At 69.6% G+C, this 17,012-nt stretch carries 15 protein-coding genes; 14 read left to right on the top strand and 1 reads right to left on the bottom strand.

From position 1 onward, the window contains the following. The first annotated feature begins 3 nt into the window (after positions 1 to 3). From AC07OQ_RS18520 to AC07OQ_RS18545, 6 genes are all read left to right on the top strand, one after another. Complete coding sequence (locus AC07OQ_RS18520; RefSeq protein ID WP_495054613.1) at positions 4 to 924, top strand: branched-chain amino acid ABC transporter permease; 921 nt, start codon at positions 4 to 6, stop codon at positions 922 to 924. A gap of 142 nt (positions 925 to 1,066) precedes the next feature. Continuing rightward, positions 1,067 to 2,032: a branched-chain amino acid ABC transporter permease gene (locus AC07OQ_RS18525; RefSeq protein WP_495054614.1), complete on the top strand. Its 966-nt coding sequence runs from the start codon at positions 1,067 to 1,069 to the stop codon at positions 2,030 to 2,032. After that, positions 2,025 to 2,798, top strand: a complete 774-nt coding sequence (locus AC07OQ_RS18530; RefSeq protein WP_495054615.1) for an ABC transporter ATP-binding protein — start codon at positions 2,025 to 2,027, stop codon at positions 2,796 to 2,798. Before AC07OQ_RS18525 ends, AC07OQ_RS18530 begins: the two co-directional genes overlap by 8 nt. A 2-nt stretch (positions 2,799 to 2,800) precedes the next feature. Further along, positions 2,801 to 3,502 (top strand): ABC transporter ATP-binding protein, encoded by a 702-nt coding sequence (locus AC07OQ_RS18535; protein WP_495054662.1) that lies wholly within the window; start codon positions 2,801 to 2,803, stop codon positions 3,500 to 3,502. A 1-nt stretch (position 3,503) separates the two neighbouring features. After that, positions 3,504 to 3,941, top strand: coding sequence for an acyl-CoA thioesterase (locus AC07OQ_RS18540; RefSeq protein ID WP_495054616.1), 438 nt, complete (start codon positions 3,504 to 3,506; stop codon positions 3,939 to 3,941). A 15-nt stretch (positions 3,942 to 3,956) separates the two neighbouring features. Next, positions 3,957 to 4,364 carry a RidA family protein gene (locus tag AC07OQ_RS18545; RefSeq protein ID WP_495054617.1) on the top strand — a complete coding sequence of 136 codons (408 nt, stop codon included), beginning with the start codon at positions 3,957 to 3,959 and terminating at the stop codon, positions 4,362 to 4,364. A gap of 9 nt (positions 4,365 to 4,373) precedes the next feature. On the opposite strand, the gene AC07OQ_RS18550 is transcribed toward AC07OQ_RS18545, so the two are convergent. Beyond that, positions 4,374 to 5,258: a LysR family transcriptional regulator gene (locus AC07OQ_RS18550; RefSeq protein WP_495054618.1), complete on the bottom strand. Its 885-nt coding sequence runs from the start codon at positions 5,256 to 5,258 to the stop codon at positions 4,374 to 4,376. 92 nt (positions 5,259 to 5,350) lie between these two features. Here AC07OQ_RS18550 and AC07OQ_RS18555 point away from each other — a divergent pair, with 92 nt between their 5' ends. The 8 genes from AC07OQ_RS18555 to AC07OQ_RS18590 all read left to right on the top strand — a co-directional run bounded on the left by AC07OQ_RS18555 (position 5,351) and on the right by AC07OQ_RS18590 (position 17,012). Continuing rightward, positions 5,351 to 7,084, top strand: coding sequence for an acyl-CoA dehydrogenase family protein (locus AC07OQ_RS18555; protein ID WP_495054619.1), 1,734 nt, complete (start codon positions 5,351 to 5,353; stop codon positions 7,082 to 7,084). Between the two features lie 22 nt (positions 7,085 to 7,106). After that, entirely contained in the window at positions 7,107 to 8,108 is a 1,002-nt protein-coding gene (locus tag AC07OQ_RS18560; RefSeq protein WP_495054620.1) for a Bug family tripartite tricarboxylate transporter substrate binding protein, read from the top strand. A gap of 7 nt (positions 8,109 to 8,115) precedes the next feature. Next, positions 8,116 to 9,276 carry a CaiB/BaiF CoA transferase family protein gene (locus AC07OQ_RS18565; protein ID WP_495054621.1) on the top strand — a complete coding sequence of 387 codons (1,161 nt, stop codon included), beginning with the start codon at positions 8,116 to 8,118 and terminating at the stop codon, positions 9,274 to 9,276. 31 nt (positions 9,277 to 9,307) lie between these two features. Next, a complete protein-coding gene (locus AC07OQ_RS18570) occupies positions 9,308 to 10,483 on the top strand; it encodes an acyl-CoA dehydrogenase (RefSeq protein ID WP_495054622.1) in 1,176 nt (391 codons plus the stop codon). Positions 10,484 to 10,596: 113 nt separating this feature from the next. Continuing rightward, on the top strand, positions 10,597 to 10,980 hold the full coding sequence (locus AC07OQ_RS18575; RefSeq protein WP_495054623.1) for a hypothetical protein: 384 nt from the start codon (positions 10,597 to 10,599) through the stop codon (positions 10,978 to 10,980). A 76-nt stretch (positions 10,981 to 11,056) separates the two neighbouring features. Continuing rightward, positions 11,057 to 12,289, top strand: coding sequence for a TolC family protein (locus AC07OQ_RS18580; RefSeq protein WP_495054624.1), 1,233 nt, complete (start codon positions 11,057 to 11,059; stop codon positions 12,287 to 12,289). Next, entirely contained in the window at positions 12,286 to 13,821 is a 1,536-nt protein-coding gene (locus AC07OQ_RS18585; RefSeq protein WP_495054625.1) for an efflux RND transporter periplasmic adaptor subunit, read from the top strand. Before AC07OQ_RS18580 ends, AC07OQ_RS18585 begins: the two co-directional genes overlap by 4 nt. After that, on the top strand, positions 13,818 to 17,012 hold the full coding sequence (locus AC07OQ_RS18590) for an efflux RND transporter permease subunit (RefSeq protein WP_495054626.1): 3,195 nt from the start codon (positions 13,818 to 13,820) through the stop codon (positions 17,010 to 17,012). The genes AC07OQ_RS18585 and AC07OQ_RS18590 overlap by 4 nt, the downstream gene beginning before the upstream one ends.

The raw sequence follows: 17,012 nt of genomic DNA on the forward strand, positions 1-17,012 counted from the left end.
CGAATGGACTGGATCCTCGTTGCCGAGCAGGCCCTGAACGGGCTGCAGTTCGGGCTGATGCTGTTCCTGCTGGCCGCCGGGCTGACCCTGGTGTTCGGCATCATGGACATGATCAACCTGGCCCATGGCTCGCTGTACATGGTGGGCGCCTACCTGATGGCGGCCGTGATGCAGGCCAGCGGCTCCTTCGTGCTGGGCCTGGGCGCGGCGCTGGTGGGCACGGCCGCCTTCGGCATGCTGCTGGAGGTGAGCCTGCTGCGCCGGCTCTATGCCCGCGACCACCTGAGCCAGGTGCTGGCCACCTTCGCGCTGATCCTGATCTGCAACGAGGGCGTGCGCATGGTCTGGGGCGCGCAGCCGGTGCTCCTGAACACGCCGGCCGCGCTGTCCGGGCCGGTGGAACTGCTGCCGGGCCTGATGTACCCGGCCTACCGCCTCCTGATCATCGTCGTGGGCCTGGCCGTGGCGGGCCTGCTCTACCTGCTGGTGACGCGCACGCGCTGGGGCATGTGGGTCAGGGCGGGCGCCTCGAACCGCGCGATGGCCACCGCGATGGGGGTCAATATCCGCTGGCTGTTCACCGCGGTGTTCGGCTTCGGCGCGGCGCTGTGCGCGCTGGCCGGCTCGCTCTTGGGGCCGCTCTTGGCGGTGCAGGTGGGCATGGGCGAGAGCATCCTGATCCTGGCCTTCGTCGTGATCGTGATCGGCGGCATCGGCTCGATCCGCGGCGCCCTGGTCGGCTCGCTGCTGGTGGGCCTGGTCGACACCTGCAGCCGCACCCTGCTGCCGGCGCTCTTGCGCCAGCTGGCCTCGGCCGAGGTGGCGTCGAATCTGGGGCCGGCCCTGGCCTCGATCCTGATCTATGTGCTGATGGCGGCCGTGCTGTTCTGGAAGCCGCAGGGTCTCTTCCCCGCGCGAGGCTGACGATGACGGCCCACCCCCTACGCGCTTCGCGCGCCCCCTCAAGGGGGCGAGCCCGTAGGACCGGCAAAGCCGGATCCTCGGGCTCCGTTTGGTACGACGGCGCAATGTCTTGGTCCGAGCTGTTTGTCGGGAGTTTTGCTCAATGAACGGGCGTACGAGCCTTCTTCACCATCGCGGCCCGGGCCGCTGGGTCCTCCTGCCCCTGCTCGCGCTGCTGGCTGCGCTGCCGCCGCTGCTGGCGGCCTTCGGGCTGGAGTTCTACATCGGCGTGGCGAGCCGGGTGCTGATCTTCGCGATCGCCGCGTCCAGCCTCAACCTGATCCTGGGCTTCGGCGGCCTGGTCAGCTTCGGCCACGCGGCCTTCGTTGGCCTGGGGGCCTACACGGTGGGCATCCTGATGGACGCCGGCGTCGCCTCGGCCTGGATCGCCTGGCCGGCGGCGATGCTGGTGTCGGGCCTGGCCGCCGCCCTGATCGGCGCGGTGAGCCTGCGCACCCGCGGCGTCTACTTCATCATGATCACCCTGGCCTTTGCCCAGATGTTCTATTACCTGGTGGTGTCGCTGAAGGCCTATGGCGGCGAGGACGGCCTGCCGCTGCCGGCGCGCTCGGGCTTGGGGCTGGATCTCAAGGACGATGCGAACTTCTACTGGGTCGTGCTGGCCCTGTTCGCGGCCGTGATGGGATTCTTGCAGCGTCTGATCAACTCGCCCTTCGGCTGGCTGCTGCAGGGCGCCAAGGAGAACGAGACCCGCATCAATGCGGTGGGCGGACGGGTGTTCGCGGTGCAATGGCAGGCCTTCGTGCTGGCCGGCGCGATCGCCGGCCTGGCCGGCGCGCTGCTGGCGAACATGAACGGCCTGGTGACGCCGCACCTGATGCACTGGTCGCAGTCGGGCCAGCTGATGGTGATGGTGATCATCGGCGGCGCCGGCGCGCTGTGGGGCGGGGCGCTGGGCGCGGCCGCGTTGCTGCTGCTGGAGGAGCTGCTGTCGGGCTACACCCTGCATTGGCAGATGGCGCTGGGCATCGCGCTGCTGGCCGTGGTGCTGTTCGCGCCGCGCGGCCTGGCCGGTCTGTGGAAGAAAAAGAGGGCGGCCCATGTCTGACGATCAAGCCCTGCTCAAGGTCCAGCACCTGGTCAAGCGCTTCGGCGCGCTGGCCGCCACCGACGACGCCTCCTTCGAGGTGCGCGCGGGCGAGGTGCATGCGCTGATCGGCCCCAATGGCGCCGGCAAGACCACGCTGATCCACCAGATCTCGGGCGCGCTGGCCTCGGACTCGGGTGCGGTCGTCTTCGCCGGGCAAGACCTGACCCGCCTGGGCATGGCCCAGAGGGTGCAGGCCGGCCTGGTGCGCTCCTACCAGATCACCAGTATCTTCAAACGCTTCTCGGTGCTGGACAACCTGGTGCTGGCGGTGCAGGCGCGCCGTCCGGGCCGGCCGTCCTGGTGGCGCGCCGCGCTGCGGGACGATGCGGCCTATGCGGAAGGCCAGGCGCTGCTGGCGCGCATCGGCCTCGGCCCCCAGGCCGGCCGCGAAGCCGGCGGCCTGGCCCATGGCGAGCAGCGCCAGCTGGAGGTGGGCCTGGCCCTGGCCGCCAGGCCGCGCCTCTTGCTGCTGGACGAGCCGATGGCCGGCATGGGGCCGGACGAATCCGAGCGCATGGTGGCGCTGCTGCAGTCGCTGAAGGCCGAGGGCCTGACCCTCTTGCTGGTGGAGCACGATATGGACGCGGTGTTCCGTCTGGCCGACCGCATCTCGACGCTGGTGTTCGGCCGGGTCATCGCCAGCGGCGCGCCGGACGAGATTCGCGCGCACCCGGAGGTGAAGAAGGCCTATCTGGGCGACGAGGAACTGGAGGCCGCGCTGTGAGCCTGCTGGAAGTCTCCGGGCTTGAAGCCTGCTACGGCCGCAGCCAGGTGTTGTTCGGCCTGGATCTGCAGATCGCCGAAGGCGAGGTCGCGACCCTGCTGGGCCGCAACGGCATGGGCAAGAGCACCACCTTGAAATGCCTGACCGGCTGGATGGCGCCCAGCAGCGGCCGCATCCGCTTCGCCGGCGAGGATGTCACCGGCTGGAGCGCCGACCGCATCGCGCGCCTGGGTCTGGCCATCGTGCCCGAAGGCCGCCAGGTGTTCCCGAACCTGACGGTGCGCGAGCATCTGGAGGCCTTTGCCGGCAACCGCAGCGGCGCCAGGGAGCCCTGGACCGTCGAGCGCGTGTTCGCGCTGTTCCCGCGCCTGCAGGAACGCGCCGCGAACATGGGCAACCAGCTGTCCGGCGGCGAGCAGCAGATGCTGGCGATTGGCCGGGCGCTGGTCACCAACCCCAGGCTGATGATCCTGGACGAGGCCACCGAGGGCCTGGCGCCGCTGATACGCGAGGAGATCTGGCGCTGCCTGGACACCTTGCGCGCGGCCGGCCAGACCATCCTGGTGGTGGACAAGTATGTCAAGCGCCTGATCCGTCTGGCCGACCATCACAGCATCGTCGAGCGCGGTCAGATCGTCTGGGCCGGCGACTCCGGTGCCCTCGATGCCGACCATGGCCTGTGGCACCGCTACTTGGGGGTTTGAGATGGTGGACCACAAGCCCGTTTTCGAGCGCGAGGAACTGGTGCGCTTCGGTCATTGCGACCCGGCCGGCATCGTCTTCTACCCGCGCTATTTCGAGATGCTGAATGCGCTGATCGAGGACTGGTTCACCCAGGGCCTGGGCATCGACTATGCGCAGCTGCTGGGTCCGCGCAGGATCGGCATGCCCACTGTGCAGCTCAGCACCGATTTCAAGCGGATCAGCCGCATGGGCGACAGGCTTGTCCAGCGCATCCTGCGCATCAAGAAGCTGGGCCGCAGCTCGCTGATCCTCGAGATCAGTTTCGATGGCGACGACGGCCAGCGGGTCGGTTTCGAGCAGGTGCTGGTCTGCACCTCGCTGGACACGCACCGCCCCCAGCCCTTTCCCGACGATTTGCGGGCCGCGCTGGAGCGCGTGGCCCCGGCAATCCAGCAGTAACAGGAGACAAAGAACATGTCCTCATCCTCCAAGCAAGTCCTGCAGCCGGCCGGCTGGGCGCCGCCGCGCGGCTATGCCAACGGCGTCGCGGCCACGGGCCGCAGCGTGTTCGTCGCCGGCCAGATCGGCTGGAACGCGCAGTGCGAGTTCGAGAGCGACGACTTCGTCGCCCAGGTGCGCCAGACCCTGCTCAACATCAAGGCCGTGCTGGCCGAGGCCGGCGCCGGCCCCGAGCACATCACGCGCATGACCTGGTACCTGCTGGACAAGCGCGAATACATGGCGCGCGGCCGCGAGGTGGGACAGGCCTATCGCGAGGTGCTGGGCCAGGAATACGCGATCGCGATGACGGCGGTGCAGGTGGCGGGCCTGATCGAGGAGCGCGCCAAGATCGAGATCGAGGTCACGGCCGTCCTGCCCTGAGCGTCCCGCTCAGCCGGTGGGCGCGAGGGCCAGGAACTGTTCCCGCAGGGCCGAGGGTTGGTCGCTGCGCCAGGCGGCGAACACCTCGGAAGGCGCCAGGGTCTCGGCAATGGGCTTGAACAGCGCGCCCTGCACGCCGGCCTGCCGGAACGAGGCCGGCACGATGGACACCCCCATGCCCTGGGCCACCAGCGAGACGACCGACAGCCAATGCCGTCCCTCATGCTGAAGCCGCGGATAGAAGCCCTGCTGGCGGCAGGCCTCGACGATGCGGGCGTGATAGTCCGGCGAACCCTTGCGCGAGAACAGGATGAAGGGCTCGTCGCGCAACCCGGCCAGCGCAACACTCGTCGCCTGCGCCGCCATCGCATGCGCCGCCGGCAGGCAGCACATGAAGGGCTCGCTGTACAGCGGCCGGTGCGCCAGCGCCTGGGGCAGGCGGCTGGTGTGCACCAGGCCCAGGTCCAGCTCCTCGTGCATCAGGGCCTCGATCTGGTCCTGCGAGTTCAGCTCGACCACGACGATCTCGACCCTGGGGTAGCGGGCCTGGAACTCGCGCAGCCAGGCCGCCAGGCCATGGAACAGGGTCGAGCCGACGAAACCCAGGCGCAGCCGCCCGACCTCGCCGGCCTGCACCTCGCGGGCCAGTGCGCAGGCATCCTCGGCCTCGTTCAGCAGCGCGCGGGCGCTGGCGCGGAAGGCCTGGCCGGCCGGCGTCAGGCGCACGCCCTTGCTGTCGCGGTCGAAGAGCTTGGCGCCCACCGCCGCCTCCAGCTGCTGGATGTTTACCGACAGCGGCGGCTGCGAGATCGCCAGGCGCTGGGCCGCGCGGCCGTAATGCAGTTCCTCGGCCAGCACGAGGAAATAGCGCAGGTGGCGGAATTCGAGGGCCATACAAAACTCATATCGTCGAAGTTGATTTCTGAATTGGACACGAATCGCAGCGTCGCGAATACTGGGTTCAAAGAAAGCAGGAGACAGCAGCGATGACGACGATGGTCCAGCAGCCTTCCGAACACCCGGTGCCCGACCGGCATGGCGCCAATCTCTACGCCAGCGATCCCGACTACCAGGCCCTGCTGCCGCTGTACCTGGGCGACGCGCTGTTCGCCCATTTGCAGCCGCATCTGCAGCGCCTGGGCGGCCTGGCCGGCGGCCTGCTGGACGAGCTGGCGTCGACGGCCGACAAGCACCCGCCGACCCTGGCCCTGCGCAGCCGCCAGGGCCTGGACCTGCAGGCCATCGTCAAGCATCCGGCCTATGTGGAACTGGAGCGGGTGGCCTTCAGCGAGTTCGGCCTGGCGGCGATGTCGCACCGCGCCGGCGTGCTGGGCTGGGAGCGGCCGCTGCCACCGGCCGCCAAGTACGCGCTGAGCTATCTCTTCGTGCAGGCCGAGTTCGGCCTGTGCTGCCCCTTGTCGATGACCGATTCGCTGAGCCGCACCCTGCGCAGGTTTGGCGACCCGCTTCTCGTCGAGCGCTTCCTGCCGCGGCTGACGACGCAGGATTTCGACGCCCTCCACCAGGGTGCGATGTTCATGACCGAGCAGGGCGCCGGCTCCGACATCTCGGCCACCGAGGTCGAGGCAAAACCGGATGGCATGGGCGGCTGGCTGCTCAGCGGCGACAAATGGTTCTGCTCGAATCCCGACGCCGCGCTGGCGATGGTGCTGGCGCGCAGCGGCCGGCCCGAGGACGGCATCAAGGGCGTGTCGCTGTTCCTGCTGCCGCGCCGGCTGGACGACGGCAGCCTGAACCATTACCGCATCCTGCGCCTGAAGGACAAGCTGGGCACCCGCTCGATGGCCAGCGGCGAGATCCGGCTGGAGGGCGCGCGCGCCTGGCTGATCGGCGAGCCCGGCCGCGGCTTCCAGCAGATGGCCGATATGGTCAACAACTCGCGCCTCTCGAACGGCATGCGCGCCGCCGGCCTGATGCGGCGCGCCTGCGGCGAGGCCTTCTTCATCGCCGAGCACCGCCGGGCCTTCGGCCGCCGCCTGATCGAGCTGCCGCTGATGCGACGCCAGCTCTTGAAGCTCCTGCTGCCCACCGAGCAGGCCCGCACGATGCTGTTCCAGACGGCCGAGGCGCTGCGCCGCTCGGACGCCGGCGAGGAGGGCGCTTACGCGCTGGTGCGCATCCTGACGCCGCTGATCAAGTTCCGCGCCTGCCGCGATGCGCGCAAGGTCTGCGGCGACGCGATGGAGGTGCGCGGCGGCTGCGGCTATATCGAGGAATGGAGCGATGCGCGCCTGCTGCGCGACGCGCACCTCGGCTCGATCTGGGAAGGCACCAGCAATATCGTCGCGCTGGACGTGATCCGCGCGATCCGCCGCGATGCGGCGCTGCCGGCGCTGCAATCGCATCTGCAGGGCCTGCTGGCCGAGACGAGGCTGGCGCCGCGCGCCCGCCAGGCCTTCGAGCAGCAGCTGGATAGCAGCCTGCAGCTGGCCCGGCAGGTGGCCGAGGCGAACGGCGCGCTGGACCATGGCGCCCGCCAGGCCGCCAGCGCGCTCTATCACGTCACCACGGCCATCGCGATGGCCTGGGAGGCGACGCGCCTCAACTCGCCGCGGCGCCAGCGCCTGGCCCAGCTGGTGCTGCGCGAGCGCGCGCTGGCGCAGCCGCGCGGCCTGGAAGCGGAGCCGGCCTGGCTGGCCGGCCTGCTGGAACCTGCCCTGGCCCCGGCCGAGGCCCTGGACACCATCGATCTGTTCTGACGACAAGACAAGGAGACGACACATGGTCCCGATGAATCGCTGCACCAAGATGCTGGCCGGGCTGGCCGGGCTGGCCGCGCTGGCCCTGAGCGCCGCCGCCCCGGGCGTCGCCGCCGCCGCCGACTTTCCCAGCAAGCCCGTGACCCTGGTCGTGCCCTTCGCGCCGGGCGGCCCCACCGATGCGATGGCGCGCACCCTGGCCGCCGCGCTGAAGGGCCCGCTGGGCCAGACGGTGATTGTCGAGAACAAGCCCGGCGCCGGCGGCAATCTGGGCGCCGAGGCCGTGGCCCGTGCCGAGGCCGACGGCCATACCCTGCTGTTCGGCACCTCGGGCCCGCTGGCCATCAATGCGAGCCTGTACAAGAAGCTGGGCTACGACCCGGTCAAGAGCTTCGCGCCGGTCTATCAGCTGGGCCATCTGCCCAATGTGCTGGTGGTGCATCCCAGCGTGCCGGCCAAGAACGTCAAGGAGCTGATCGCCTATGCCAAGGCCAATCCCGGCAAGCTGAGCTTCGCCTCCTCGGGCAATGGCGCTTCCTCGCACCTGGCCGGCGTCTTGTTCAACCAGCTGGCCGGCACCGACCTGGCCCATATCCCCTACAAGGGCACGGGCCCGGCGCTCAACGATCTGCTGGGCGGCCAGGTGGCGATGACCTTCACCGATGTGCTGACCGCCTTGCCCCATGTGAAGGCCGGCAAGCTGCGCGCGCTGGGCGTGACGACCCTGTCGCGCTCGCAGGCCCTGCCCGAGCTGCCCACGGTGGCCGAGCAGGGCGTGGCCGGCTTCGATGTCTCGGTGTTCTTCGGCATCGTCGCGCCGGCCGCCGTGCCCAGGGAGGTGGTGGCCAGGCTCAACAAGGCCTTCACCGAGGTGCTGAAGCAGGCCGAGGTGCGCCAGTCCCTGCAGGCCCAGGGCCTGGAGTTCGCGACCAACACGAGCGCCGAGGCGCTGGGCGGTTTCATCCGCAGCGAGATGGGCAAATGGCAGGTCGTGGTGAAGAGCTCGGGTGCGCAGATCGATTGAGGCTCCGATGAACAGCATGAATAACGCCGGCGCCCTGGCCGGCATCCGCGTCGTCGATGCCTCGCGCATCCTCGGCGGCCCCTATTGCGGCCAGATCCTCGGTGACCATGGCGCCGATGTCTTGAAGATCGAGCCGCCGCAGGGCGACGACACGCGCACTTGGGGCCCGCCCTTCAATGCCGGCGGCGTGGCCTCCTACTACATGGGCCTGAACCGCAACAAGCGCCTGATGCATCTGGACCTGGCGGCCGAGGCCGGCCGCGCGCGCCTGCTGGAGCTCTTGGCCGAGGCGGACGTGCTGATCGAGAACTTCAAGACCGGCACCCTGGAGCGCTGGGGTCTGGGGCAGGATGAGCTCTCGCGGCGCTTCCCGCGCCTGATCCATTGCCGCGTCTCCGGCTATGGCGCCGACGGGCCGTTGGGCGGGCTGCCGGGCTATGACGCGGCGCTGCAGGCCCTGTGCGGGCTGATGAGCGTCAACGGCGAGGCGGGCGGCGCGCCGCTGCGCGTGGGCCTGCCGGTGGTGGACATGGTGACCGGCCTGAACGCCGCGCTGGGCGTGATGCTGGCGCTGCAGGCGCGCCAGCAGAGCGGCCGCGGCCAGTTCGTCGAGGCGGCGCTCTTCGATGCCGGGCTGTCGCTCTTGCATCCGCATGGCGCGAACTGGTTCATGGACGAGCAGCGCGTGCCGGGCCGCAGCGGCAACGCCCACCCCAATATCTATCCCTACGACATGCTGGCCACCGGCAGCGAGCCGGTCTTCCTGGCGGTGGGCAACGATCGCCAGTTCGCCCAGTTGTGCCGGCATCTGGGCGCGCCGGCCCTGGCCGCGGACCCGCGCTACACGAGCGCCGGCGCACGCTCGGTGAACCGGGAGGCGCTGAAGGCCGAGCTGGAGGCGCTGATGCGCGCGCACGAGGGCGCGGCACTGGCCGATGCGCTGGTGCAGCAGGGCGTGCCCTGCGCACCGGTGCTCACGGTGGACGCGGCGCTCAAGCACCCGCACACGGCCCATCGTGGGATGATTGTTGAGCTGCCCGGTCCGCAGGGTGCCTATCGTGGCATCGCGTCGCCGATCAAGCTGAGCCGCACGCCCGCCAGCTACCGCCACGCCCCGCTGGCCGAGGGCAACGAATTCCTGCCGCGCCTTGCGGCCAACGACGATTGACCAACAGATAGACAGACAAGGAGATCACATCATGGCCAAGGCTCAATTCCACTGGGACGACCCCCTGCTGCTGGAGCAGCAGCTCAACGACGACGAACGCGCGGTGCGCGATGCCGCGCGCGCCTATTGCCAGGACCGCCTGGCGCCGCGCGTGCTGGAGGCCTTCCGCCACGAGAAGACCGACGCCACCATCTTTCGCGAGATGGGCGAACTGGGTCTGCTCGGGCCGACGATCCCCGAGCAGTACGGCGGCGCCGGCCTCAATTACGTGGCCTATGGGCTGATCGCCCGCGAGGTCGAGCGCGTCGACTCCGGTTACCGCTCGATGATGAGCGTGCAGAGCTCGCTGGTGATGGTGCCGATCAACGAGTTCGGCAACGAGGCGACCAAGCAGAAATACCTGCCCAAGCTCGCCAGCGGCGAATGGATCGGCTGCTTCGGCCTGACCGAGCCCAACCATGGCTCGGACCCCGGCTCGATGATCACGCGCGCCAGGAAGGTGGACGGCGGCTACTCGATCACGGGCTCGAAGATGTGGATCACCAACAGCCCGATCGCCGATGTGTTCGTGGTCTGGGCCAAGGATGACGGTGGACAGATCCGCGGCTTCGTGCTGGAGAAGGGCTGGAAGGGCCTCTCCGCACCGGCCATCCACGGCAAGGTGGGCCTGCGCGCCTCGATCACCGGCGAGATCGTGCTGGACGAGGTGTTCTGCCCCGAGGAGAACGCTTTTCCCGAGGTGCGCGGCCTGAAGGGCCCGTTCACCTGCCTGAACAGCGCGCGCTACGGCATCGCCTGGGGCGCGCTCGGTGCGGCCGAGGACTGCTGGATGAAGGCGCGCCAGTACGTGCTGGACCGCAAGCAGTTCGGCAAGCCGCTGGCCGCCAACCAGCTGGTGCAGAAGAAGCTGGCCGATATGCAGACCGAGATCACGCTGGGCCTGCAGGGCTGCCTGCGCCTGGGGCGCATGAAGGACGAGGGCACGGCCGCGGTCGAGATCACCTCGATCATGAAGCGCAACAGCTGCGGCAAGGCCCTGGACATCGCCCGCGTCGCGCGCGACATGCTGGGCGGCAACGGCATCTCGGACGAGTTCGGCATCGCCCGCCATCTGGTCAACCTGGAGGTGGTGAACACCTACGAGGGCACGCACGACATCCATGCGCTGATCCTGGGCCGGGCCCAGACCGGCATCGCGGCGTTCTGAGCGGGTTCGCTGCGCCGATGAAACCAGGCCGGGCGCTGCCCGGCCTGGTTCGTTCCTGCCCCGGTAGCTGGCGCGGCAGCACCCGAACCGATGCCGCTACACTTGGCATGCCCATGCTGCGTCGTTCCATCCACCGCCTGACCACCACCTTCTTCGTGGTGCTGTCGCTGCTGTTCGCACAGCTGGCGCTGGCGAACTATGTCTGCCCGGGGCAGGCCGATGCCGCCGCGATGGCCGACATGATGGCCGCGGGCGAACCCTGCGAGGGCATGGACCAGGCGCAGCCGGTCTTGTGCCACCAGCATTCGGCGGACGCGGCGCAGTCCTTCGAAGCCATCAAGCTGCCCACGGCGTCGCCACCGGCGCTCGTGCAGGTCCTCGTGCTGCCCATCGTGCTCGACGCCGGGGCATGCGTCGCGGCGCCTCTTGCAGCAAGCCCCGAGGCCCGGCCGCCTCCGGATCCCCTCTTTCTTGCCACGCTCAGACTCCGCGTCTGAACCCTCCGTCGATTGACCGGCGCCGGTGCGGCTTGTCTGCCCGCTGGCACATGCCCCGCTCATCTTCGGAGTTCCCATGTCCACCCCATACCTGCGCGCGGCCGCGACGGCCGTCGCGATGCTGCCGCCCCTGGCCCTGGCGGCACCTCTCACCCTCGACCAGGCGCTCGAGCTGGCCGTCCAGCGTTCCGAGGCCGCACGGTCCGCCCGCGCGGGCGTCGTCAGCGCCTCCGAGGCCGCCCGGGCTGCCGGGCAACTGCCCGACCCGACGCTGCGCGCCGGCGTCGACAACCTGCCCGTCACGGGCGGCGACCGTTTCAGCACGGCCCGCGACTCCATGACGATGCAGCGCGTCGGCATCGCCCAGGAATGGGTGTCGAGCGAGAAGCGGGCCGCTCGCCAAGCCGCTGCGGATGCGATGGTCGGCCGGGAGGGCGTCCTGGTCCAGGTCGTCGCGGCGGAGGTCCGGGTGCAGACGGCGCTGGCCTATGTAGACGCGTATTTCGCCGGCGAGGCGCTGCGCCTCACGACGCTGTCGGAGCACCATGTCCATGAGGAACTCGAGGCCGCGAAGGCCCGGCTGTCCTCGTCGCTGGGCAGCGGCCAGGAGGTGCTGGCCATGAGCGGTGCTCGCGGCGTTGCCGAGGACGAGTCCGCCGACATCCGGCAGCAGCAGAGCGCGGCGCATGTGGCGCTGGAGCGCTGGCTGGGTGTGCCGGCGGACGAACTGGCCGCGCCGGCCGGGCTGCTCGCCGTCGATGAACAGGCCTTCGTCGCCGCTCATCCGACGGTCGTGGCGGCACAGCGCGACATCGAGGTGGCCCGGCAGGACGCCGCGGTGGTGGCGTCCAATCGCAGGCCGAACTGGTCCTGGGAATTGTCCTATGGCCGGCGCGCCGGCTACTCCGACATGGTGTCGTTCGGCGTGAGCATCCCGCTGCCGATTGCCCCGGCCCAGCGCCAGGACCGGGAGACCGCGTCCAAGCTGGCCTTGGTCGACAAGGCACAGGCCACGCTCGCGGAAGCGGCGCGCGCCGCCACGGCGGAATACCGGGTTCTGAGCAGCGATGCCCGGCGACTCGCCGACCGCGTCCAGCGCTACCAGACCGCGGTCGCGCTCCCGGCCCAGCAGCGGACGCTCGCCGCGCTGGCCGGCTACCGCTCGAACCAGGCGAGCCTGACGGCGCTCTTCGAAGCACGCCACGCCGAGGTCGAGGCGCAACGCAAGCTGCTGTCCCTGCAGCGCGAGCTGGCGAAGGCCCGGGTCCAGCTTGCATTCAAACCCCTGGTGAACGGAGGCGCCCGATGACGCGCGTTCAAGTGATTGCCCTGTCCTTGCTCGGCGCGGCGGGGCTGGCCTTGGCCAGCTTCTACGCCGGCCGCCAGGCCGGTCCTGCCGGCGCAGCCTCGACGTCGGCGGCCGCATCGGCTTCCGCTGCGGGAGAGCGCCAGGTGCTCTACTGGCACGACCCCATGGTGCCGGGCCAGCGTTTCGACAAGCCGGGCAAGAGCCCGTTCATGGACATGCAGCTGGTACCGATGTATGCCGACCAGGCGGGCGATTCCGGCGATTCCGGCGAACCGGGCGTCAGGGTCAGCCCGACCGTGCAGCAGAACCTCGGCATCCGCATGGCAACGGTCAGGCGGGCGATGCTGTCGACCTCCTTCGACGCCATCGGGACCGTGCAGTTCGACGAGCGGCTGAACGTGGCCGTCCAGACGCGCGTCGCCGCCTATGTCGAGCGTCTTGCGGTGCGTGCCCCGATGGAGCGGGTTCGCAAGGGGCAGGCCCTGGCGACGGTCTTCGCGCCCGAATGGCTCGGCCCCCAGAACGAGCTGCTTGCGCTGAAGCGGGCCGGCGTGTCGCAGGAGCTCGTCGGCGCGGCGCGGGACCGCCTGCGCGCGATGTCCATTCCGGACTCGCTGATCCGGCAGAGCGAGGAGAGCGGCAGCGCGCAGGCGCGGTTCACGCTCAGCGCTCCCGTCAGCGGCGTCGTCGCCGAGCTCGGCGTGCGCGAGGGCGTGGCCGTCTCGCCCGGCATGACGCTGTTCCGAATCGCCGGGCTGGAGAAGGTCTGGGTCGTGGCTGAGCTGCCCGAAGCCCAGGCCCTGGGGCTGACGCGCGGTCGGAAGGTCAAGGCGGTGCTCCAGGCCGACAGCCGCCAGGCCTTCGCTGGCGAGTTGACGGAGATCCTGCCCCAGGTCAGCGCCAACACGCGAACCCTGCAGGCTCGCTTCGAGCTTGACAACAGCGGCGCCAGGCTCACCCCCGGAATGCTGCTTCGCCTGCAGGTGGCCGGCCCGAGCGCGGCGCGCCTCGTCGTTCCCACCGAAGCCGTCATCCGCACCGGCAAGCGCGCCGTGGTCCTGGTGCGCAAGGACAGCGGCGCGTTCGAGAGCCGTGAGGTGGGCCTCGGGCAAGAGGTCGGCGACGACATCGAGGTCACGCAGGGGCTCGACGAAGGCGAGCAGGTGGTGGCCAGCGGCCAGTTCCTCATCGACTCCGAGGCACGCCTGCGCTCGGTGACCGGCTCGATGGCCGCTGCGGCCGCTCCGGCCACGATCGAACCCGCGTCGGCGGCGTCCCTGCCCATCGCGCAGCCCCCGGGGGTCTACACCGGCGAGGGCAGGGTCGAAAGCATCGAGGCCGACGGCATCACCATCTCGCACGGCCCCATCGCCGCATTGAAGTGGCCGTCGATGACCATGGGTTTCGGCAAGCCCGACACGAAGGCCTTCGGGGATATCAGACCGGGCGACATGGTCCGCTTCGAGTTCAGGAAGGGCGGTCCGGCGGACTATGAACTGGTGTCCGTGCAGCGTGTCGGAGCCGCCAAGTGATTGCCGCGCTGATACGCTGGTCGGTCGGCAACCGCTTCCTGGTGCTGATGGCGGCCCTGTCCCTCGTTGTCGCCGGAGTCTGGGCGGTCCGGAACATCCCCGTCGACGCGATTCCGGACCTGTCGGACACCCAGGTCATCGTGCGGACCACCTACCCCGGCAAGCCGCCGCAGGTGGTCGAGGACCTGATCACCTATCCGCTGACGACGACGATGCTCGGTGTTCCGGGCGCGAAGACCGTCCGCGGCTACAGCTTCTTCGGCGACTCGTTCGTCTACATCCTCTTCGACGACAGGACCGACCCGTACTGGGCACGCTCGCGCGTGGTCGAGTATCTGAACCAAGCCCAGAGCCGGCTGCCCGCAGGGGCGAGCGCCGCGCTTGGGCCGGACGCGACCGGGGTGGGCTGGGTCTACGAGTACGCCTTGGTGGACCGCAGCGGCCAGCATGACCTCGGTCAGCTGAGAGCCCTCAACGACTGGTTCCTGAAGTTCGAGCTGAAGACGGTTGCCGACGTGTCCGAGGTGGCCAGCATCGGCGGCATGGTCAGGCAGTACCAGGTCGTGCTGGACCCGGACCGGATGCGCGGGCTCGGCGTCACGCAGGCGATGGTGATCGAGGCCTTGCGGCAGGCCAATCAAGCCTCCGGCGGCTCCGTCGTCGAGATGGCCGAGGCCGAGTACATGGTGCGCTCGCGCGGCTTCCTGGCATCGCTCGACGACTTCCGTGCCATTCCCCTGGCCTTGTCCGGTGCAACCCCGGTGCTGCTGCGCGACGTGGCGACCGTGCAGATCGGGCCGGAGATGCGCCGGGGCATCGCCGAGCTTGACGGCCAGGGCGAAGTCGTCGGCGGGGTGGTCGTCATGCGCTCGGGGAAGAACGCGCGCACGACCATCGAGGCCGTGAAGGCCAAGCTGACGGCTCTCAAGCCCAGCCTGCCGCAAGGTGTCGAGGTGGTCGAAACCTACGATCGGTCCAAGCTCATCGACCGGGCGGTCGACAACCTCCGCGCCAAGCTCATCGAAGAATTCGTGGTGGTGGCCGTCGTGTGCGCCATCTTCCTGTTCCACCTGCGCTCGGCGCTGGTGGCGGTGGTCGCGCTGCCGGTCGGCGTTCTGGCCGCCTATATCGTCATGCACTGGCAAGGCGTCAGCGCGAACATCCTCTCGCTCGGCGGCATCGCCGTCGCGATTGGCGCGATGACCGATGCCTCGGTCGTCATGGTCGAGAACCTGGCCAAGCATATCGAGGCGTTCGAGGCCGCGCATGGCCGCGCGCCCTCGGCACCGGAGCGCTGGCAGCTGGTGGTCGAGTCGTGCATCGAGGTGGGGCCGGCCCTGTTCTTCTCGCTGGTTGTCATCGCGCTGTCCTTCGTGCCGGTGTTCGCGCTCGAGGCCCAGGAGGGGCGCTTGTTCGCGCCGCTGGCGTTCACGAAGACCTACGCGATGGCCGCGGCCGCGGGCTTGTCGGTCACCCTGGTGCCGGTGCTGATGGGCTACTTCATCCGCGGGCGCATTCCACATGAGGCATCCAATCCGGTGAACCGGGTCCTGATGGCGGTCTACCGGCCGGCGCTCGACGCGGTGCTGCGCTTCCCCGGGGCGACGCTGGTGCTTGCCGCCGCGATGCTGGCCCTGATGGCCGTGCCGCTCATGCGTCTGGGCGGCGAGTTCATGCCGGCGCTCGACGAGGGCGACCTTCTGTACATGCCGTCGGCATTGCCCGGCCTTTCGGTGTCGAAGGCCTCGCAACTGCTCCAGCAAACCGACCGGCTCATCAAGACCGTGCCCGAGGTGGAGCGCGTGTTCGGCAAGGCGGGTCGGGCGGACACCGCCACCGACCCCGCGCCACTGGAGATGTTCGAGACAAGCATCCGGTTCAAGCCGCGTGAGCAGTGGCGCGCCGGGATGACGCCGGACAAGCTGGTCGAGGAACTCGACCGCGTGGTGAAGGTGCCGGGCCTCTCCAATGTCTGGGTGCCGCCCATCCGCAACCGCATCGACATGCTCGCCACCGGCATCAAGAGCCCGGTCGGGATCAAGGTCGCGGGAGCGGACGTGGCCAGCATCGACCGGCTGACGACGCAGATCGAAGCGGCGGTGAAGACCGTGCCCGGCGTGGCGTCCGCGCTTGCCGAGCGTCTGACGGGGGGGCGGTACATCGACGTGGACGTCGACCGGCTGGCCGCGGCGCGCTACGGGCTGTCGGTTGCGGACGTGCAGTCAGTCGTCTCGACCGCGATCGGTGGTGACAATGTGGGTGAGGTCATCCAGGGCCGCGAGCGCTATCCGGTCAACGTCCGCTATCCGCGCGAAATCCGCGATTCGCTCGAGCGTCTGCGTCTGTTGCCCTTCGTGACGGCGAAGGGCGCGACGGTGCTGCTGCAGGACGTGGCTCGCGTCTCCATCGAGGAGGGGCCGCCGATGCTGCGCAGCGAGAACGCGCGACTGTCCGGGTGGGTCTATGTCGATGTGCGGGGGCGCGACCTGCGCTCGGCGGTGAACGACATGCAGGCGGCAGTGGCCAAGCAGGTGGCCATGCCCGCGGGCTACGCGGTTTCATGGTCCGGGCAGTTCGAGTACCTGGAGCGCGCGACCGAGCGCTTGAAGCTGGTCGTGCCGGCGACGCTGGCCGTGATCTTCGTGCTGCTGTACCTGCTGTTTCGCTCATTCGCCGACACCGCGCTGGTCATGGCTGCCGTGCCGTTCTCGCTGGTGGGCGGCTTCTGGCTCATCCTGGCGCTGGGCCACGCCATCTCCGTTGCGACGGCCGTGGGCTTCATCGCGCTCGCGGGCGTGGCGGCCGAGTTCGGCGTGGTGATGCTCATCTACCTGAAGAACGCGCTGGCCCGGCGTATCGCGGCCGGCGAGCCCGACGACGACGCCACCTTGCTCGCCGCCATCCGCGACGGTGCGGTGCTGCGCGTGCGGCCGAAAGCGATGACCGTCGCCGTGGTGATGGCGGGTCTGCTGCCCATCCTGTTGGGCAGCGGCACGGGCTCCGAGCTCATGACCCGCATCGCCGCGCCGATGGTCGGCGGTATGGTGACCGCACCGTTGCTCAGCATGCTCGTCATTCCGGCGGCTTGGTATCTGGTCCATCGCCGGCGCGCCGCCAAGCCCATGCACACATCCCAGCCGGTCGATGCGACCGGCATCAAGCCATTGAATCCCGAGAGGAGCTCACCATGA

Source organism: Roseateles sp. GW821-FHT09B06 (genome assembly GCF_059418245.1).

What these genes read in the sequence shown, in the direction of transcription:
- AC07OQ_RS18520 (WP_495054613.1), top strand. Translation starts at nt 4, where the DNA reads ATGGACTGGATCCTCGTTGCCGAGCAGGCCCTGAACGGGCTGCAGTTC.
- AC07OQ_RS18525 (WP_495054614.1), top strand. Translation starts at nt 1,067, where the DNA reads ATGAACGGGCGTACGAGCCTTCTTCACCATCGCGGCCCGGGCCGCTGG.
- AC07OQ_RS18530 (WP_495054615.1), top strand. Translation starts at nt 2,025, where the DNA reads ATGTCTGACGATCAAGCCCTGCTCAAGGTCCAGCACCTGGTCAAGCGC.
- AC07OQ_RS18540 (WP_495054616.1), top strand. Translation starts at nt 3,504, where the DNA reads ATGGTGGACCACAAGCCCGTTTTCGAGCGCGAGGAACTGGTGCGCTTC.
- AC07OQ_RS18545 (WP_495054617.1), top strand. Translation starts at nt 3,957, where the DNA reads ATGTCCTCATCCTCCAAGCAAGTCCTGCAGCCGGCCGGCTGGGCGCCG.
- AC07OQ_RS18550 (WP_495054618.1), bottom strand. Translation starts at nt 5,258, where the DNA reads ATGGCCCTCGAATTCCGCCACCTGCGCTATTTCCTCGTGCTGGCCGAG.
- AC07OQ_RS18555 (WP_495054619.1), top strand. Translation starts at nt 5,351, where the DNA reads ATGACGACGATGGTCCAGCAGCCTTCCGAACACCCGGTGCCCGACCGG.
- AC07OQ_RS18560 (WP_495054620.1), top strand. Translation starts at nt 7,107, where the DNA reads ATGGTCCCGATGAATCGCTGCACCAAGATGCTGGCCGGGCTGGCCGGG.
- AC07OQ_RS18565 (WP_495054621.1), top strand. Translation starts at nt 8,116, where the DNA reads ATGAACAGCATGAATAACGCCGGCGCCCTGGCCGGCATCCGCGTCGTC.
- AC07OQ_RS18570 (WP_495054622.1), top strand. Translation starts at nt 9,308, where the DNA reads ATGGCCAAGGCTCAATTCCACTGGGACGACCCCCTGCTGCTGGAGCAG.
- AC07OQ_RS18575 (WP_495054623.1), top strand. Translation starts at nt 10,597, where the DNA reads ATGCTGCGTCGTTCCATCCACCGCCTGACCACCACCTTCTTCGTGGTG.
- AC07OQ_RS18580 (WP_495054624.1), top strand. Translation starts at nt 11,057, where the DNA reads ATGTCCACCCCATACCTGCGCGCGGCCGCGACGGCCGTCGCGATGCTG.
- AC07OQ_RS18585 (WP_495054625.1), top strand. Translation starts at nt 12,286, where the DNA reads ATGACGCGCGTTCAAGTGATTGCCCTGTCCTTGCTCGGCGCGGCGGGG.